The sequence below is a fragment of the Bradyrhizobium sp. Kon56 genome, assembly GCF_055807635.1.
Genome location: NZ_JBVVOU010000082.1, coordinates 1 through 3,448 on the forward strand (window position 1 = coordinate 1; position 3,448 = coordinate 3,448).

Sequence of the window (3,448 nt, forward strand, 5' to 3'; positions counted from 1 at the left end):
AACTTCCGTCTCTGCATCACCTACTCCGGCTTCATGAAACACCTAATCTCGGTGTCCATCAAACCGGCAGCAGCTCAGGGGGGATTTTCGACCATCAGAGTGGCGATGAAACATCTCGGCGCGTCGCGTGAAACGCACCTGAATCATCATTCTCGAAATGGAACGCCCGACCGCTTTTCGCCCAAGGCCAACAGATCGATGGAAATATGAACAATCCTCCAATAAATTGCTGGGATTTGCCAAAATCGTCCCGATCGAGCAAAAAACCTGACTTCGATCAATTTAAGATGAGCTGGTTTCGTAATTCGGAGCATTAGGGCCTTCCAACCAGACTAGATAGTCTTAGGAGAGGTTTGAAGTGGACCCCGGAGCTGGGACCATGGATCGCCAAAGCTAAGGTGTGATCGGGCCTGCCTTGTCGTTCAAAATCAAGCAGCTTCCTGCTGCTGCATCTGCGTCTGCTGTGGGTATGTGGGCAACGCGTTTGCGTTGTCCACGCGAAGCGGCATATCCACAGTCCTCGCCGCCTCGATCCTTTCCATGCCGGCGCGCCATGCCACCATGGGAAACTGGTTGTTCATCGCCTGATGCGGGCGGCGATGATTGTAAAATTTCATCCATGATCCGATGCCGTCGCGCGCTTCGGGCCCGTCAGCATAGGATTTCAGATGCACTTCCTCATATTTGATCGAGCGCCACAGCCGTTCGATAAAAATGTTTTTCCATGAAACGACCGCGTCCATCGAAACTGCGATGCCTGCAGCCTCGAGTCTGCCGGTGGACGCTGAACTGGTGAACTGCGCGCCCTGATCGGTGTTGAATATTTAGGCGTGCCATGCTGCGCCAGCGCTTCGTCCAGCGGCGCGATGCAAAAGCCCGTATCCATGGTGTTCGACAGGCGCCAGGCCAGAACTGCTCGGCTGGCCCAGTCGATGATCGCAACCAGATACAGAAAGCCCTGGCCATCGGAATATAGGTGATGTCGCTGGCCCAGACATGATTGGGCTCGGTGATGCCGACGCCGCGCAAAAGGTAAGGATAGATCCTGTGGCCGGGCGCGGCCTTGCTGGTGCCGGGACGCGGGACCAGCGCCTCGATCCCCATCACGCGCATCAGCCGTTGCACGCGCTTGCGGTTGATGCCGTGGCCTGCCAGGTTGAGTTCGAACACTATTCGTCGCGAGCCGTAGAACGGCCACCTCAGATGCAATTCGTCGATCCGCCGCATCACGGCCAGATCGTCGGTGCTGGTTACTGGCGCGGGACGGTAGACGCCCGAACGCGCCAGATTCAGCAGCTCACATTGCCGGCGAACCGGCAAATTCTTGCCAGGCCGCACGACCATCGCCCTGCGCTCGGGGACACTCATCGCCCGGGCCTCTCGGCCAAGAAATCCCTTTCAACCGTCAACTGGCCAATCTTGGTATAAAGCTTTGCCGTCTCCCGCTCATGCTCCTCCTCGCCATCCCCCGAAGCACTCGCGCCGCGCGCGAAACGGCTCGCCAAATTGTCGAGAACCTGCTTCTTCCAGCCATAGATCTGGTTCGGGTGAACGCCGTGCCGCTTCGCCAGCTCCGGCACCGTCGCGACCTCGCGCACCGCCTCCAGGGCAATCTTGGCCTTGAATGCGGCATCAAACTTCTTGCGTGATTTCGTCATATCCGTACTCCGTCCGTTGAGACTGAGCAGGACGCTTCACACCTTAACTTTGGTCCTATTTCCGGGGTCCACCTCAGTTATCGGCGCCCCCAAAAGGGCTGTGTAACAAGGTGCTCGTTGAAGCGAAAAGCTCGTGCCGGCAGGCCTACTGGCCTTGGATTCATGGAAATTCAGAAAGGACACTTTGATGTCTCGGAAGGTCATCGTCACGTGCGCAATTACTGGAGGCAATACTGCAGTCCTTGCGGAGCATCCGGACATTCCCAAGACCCATCGCAAATTGCGGATTCGGCGCTGGAGCCGCGAAGGCAGGAGCTGCGGTCGTTCACATCCATGTTCGCGACCCAGACACTGGAGTCGGATCGAACCGGTTCGAGCTCTATGAACAGGTCGTGAAAAGCTCCGGGACGGGCCATGTGCGAGTAGGATTGGAAGACAATATTTATCTTCCTAGTGGTGTTCTTGCATCAAACGCCCAACTTGTGGAGAATGCGGTCGGCATTATTGAGCGCATGGGAGCTAGCGTGGCGACACCGGCCGAAGCCCGGAAGCTTCTCGGCGTTGTGAAGCGCGCCTAACCGCAGCTTGATTCCAGCGTGCTGGCGCGCACGCTGGAATCCCCCGCCGCTGCGCCCATTGTCCACGTATGGCCGAACCCCGAACGCAACATTTGCGCTCTCCTGCAGGACGGAGATTTGGGATCTATCGGACAGCGGCGCGCGAGTGAGTTAGTCTCTCCGTGGCCGCGGCGCCATAGCCCGACGGTCGGCGAAGTAACGGCAGGTACCGCTTTCGAGTTTCGCTAAGTGCGTCAAACGAGCTCAAAGCGAATTGTGTTGTCGATGATCACGACCTCCTCCGCTAGCAGCCCCTAAACTGCCCGGAAATGTGTCTTAGAGCGAAGCACGTTAATCGCGAAATCTTCCGCGCGCATGCCGAACTGCACGAAAGGACCTCGTCGATAGCAGTGGACTGGTTTCGCACCCCGGCCGCCCTCGTCGGCCCCAATTTCTTCGCCCCCACGGCAACCGCCCGTAGCTCGCGCTCAGCAGCACTGTTCGAATGCAAAGCCGTCCCGCATCAAGGAGGCGGCTAAATGCATCCCAGCCGCTGAGGCAGTAATTGATCGCTTTGGTTGCGTCGTGTTCCTGAAGAGCTTGGCGCGCTGCGCGCGCAACCACGCCTCCAACTCGATCAGGAGAGGGCGGCTGCGCTTCTGGCGCAAAGCAAAAGCTCCTTCGCAATCAGGCCATGATCTGCGCGCTTGATGGCGAACAGAACATCGATGCGCTTGACTGCCTCGGCGTAAGCCACCAGCGATGCTTTCAATTACCCACAAATTCGCCGCCGACCGTGGCGCCCAGCGCGATGTCGGTGAGGCGTGACAGCCCGCGTCACATGACGGCATTCCCAGGCGGCGGATCGCTGGCGCGGGTGAGATAACCGCCGAGCCGGGCGATCTTGATCAGATAGTGCGAGAGCATTTCCTGTCTTGCTTTTGGTTTGTCGTTGACGAGGCGATCGAGCACGCCGATTTCAGTCGCAGTCAACGCGAGGGTTGGCGGCGCGTCTGGCGCAGAACGGTTAAGCATCGTATCGAGAAAACCCGCCAACTCAGGATGCAAAACAGCGAGATCAGATTGGTCAGACCCTGGGCCGGTCCTGAGCTTCGATTCCTCAGCTTTGCAGCCCGATTTGAGGATCTTGTGGAACGTACGCATACGACGAAGGCCGCCTGATTGACACATGCGCGCGAGCGCGGCGAGTTCTACGATGGCGTTGCGTGAAGG

The 3,448-nt window shown here is 58.3% G+C and carries 3 protein-coding genes and 3 pseudogenes; 3 read left to right on the top strand and 3 right to left on the bottom strand.

Features of this window, described 5'->3' with window-relative positions; translation table 11 throughout:
* Window positions 1-210, top strand: a 210-nt coding sequence (locus tag AC0L3B_RS37920; RefSeq protein ID WP_473382633.1) for a hypothetical protein, incomplete at its 5' end; no start/stop codon positions are given.
* 341 nt (window positions 211-551) lie between these two features.
* Here AC0L3B_RS37920 and AC0L3B_RS37925 read toward each other — a convergent pair.
* Window positions 552-1,658 (bottom strand): annotated as a pseudogene (locus tag AC0L3B_RS37925) (IS3 family transposase); the annotation flags it as partial.
* A 242-nt stretch (window positions 1,659-1,900) separates the two neighbouring features.
* On the opposite strand from AC0L3B_RS37925, the pseudogene AC0L3B_RS37930 reads away from it, so the two are divergent.
* Together AC0L3B_RS37930 and AC0L3B_RS37935 are read left to right on the top strand one after the other, a co-directional pair.
* Window positions 1,901-2,008, top strand: a pseudogene (locus tag AC0L3B_RS37930) (3-keto-5-aminohexanoate cleavage protein); the annotation flags it as partial.
* Between the two features lie 78 nt (window positions 2,009-2,086).
* Window positions 2,087-2,236 carry a 3-keto-5-aminohexanoate cleavage protein gene (locus tag AC0L3B_RS37935; RefSeq protein WP_473382637.1) on the top strand — a complete coding sequence of 50 codons (150 nt, stop codon included), beginning with the start codon at window positions 2,087-2,089 and terminating at the stop codon, window positions 2,234-2,236.
* 616 nt (window positions 2,237-2,852) lie between these two features.
* Here AC0L3B_RS37935 and AC0L3B_RS37940 read toward each other — a convergent pair.
* The gene (locus AC0L3B_RS37940; RefSeq protein ID WP_473382635.1) at window positions 2,853-2,987 is read right to left on the bottom strand and encodes a hypothetical protein; all 135 of its coding nucleotides are present in this window, start codon (window positions 2,985-2,987) and stop codon (window positions 2,853-2,855) included.
* Between the two features lie 65 nt (window positions 2,988-3,052).
* A pseudogene (locus tag AC0L3B_RS37945) lies at window positions 3,053-3,448 on the bottom strand (hypothetical protein); the annotation flags it as partial.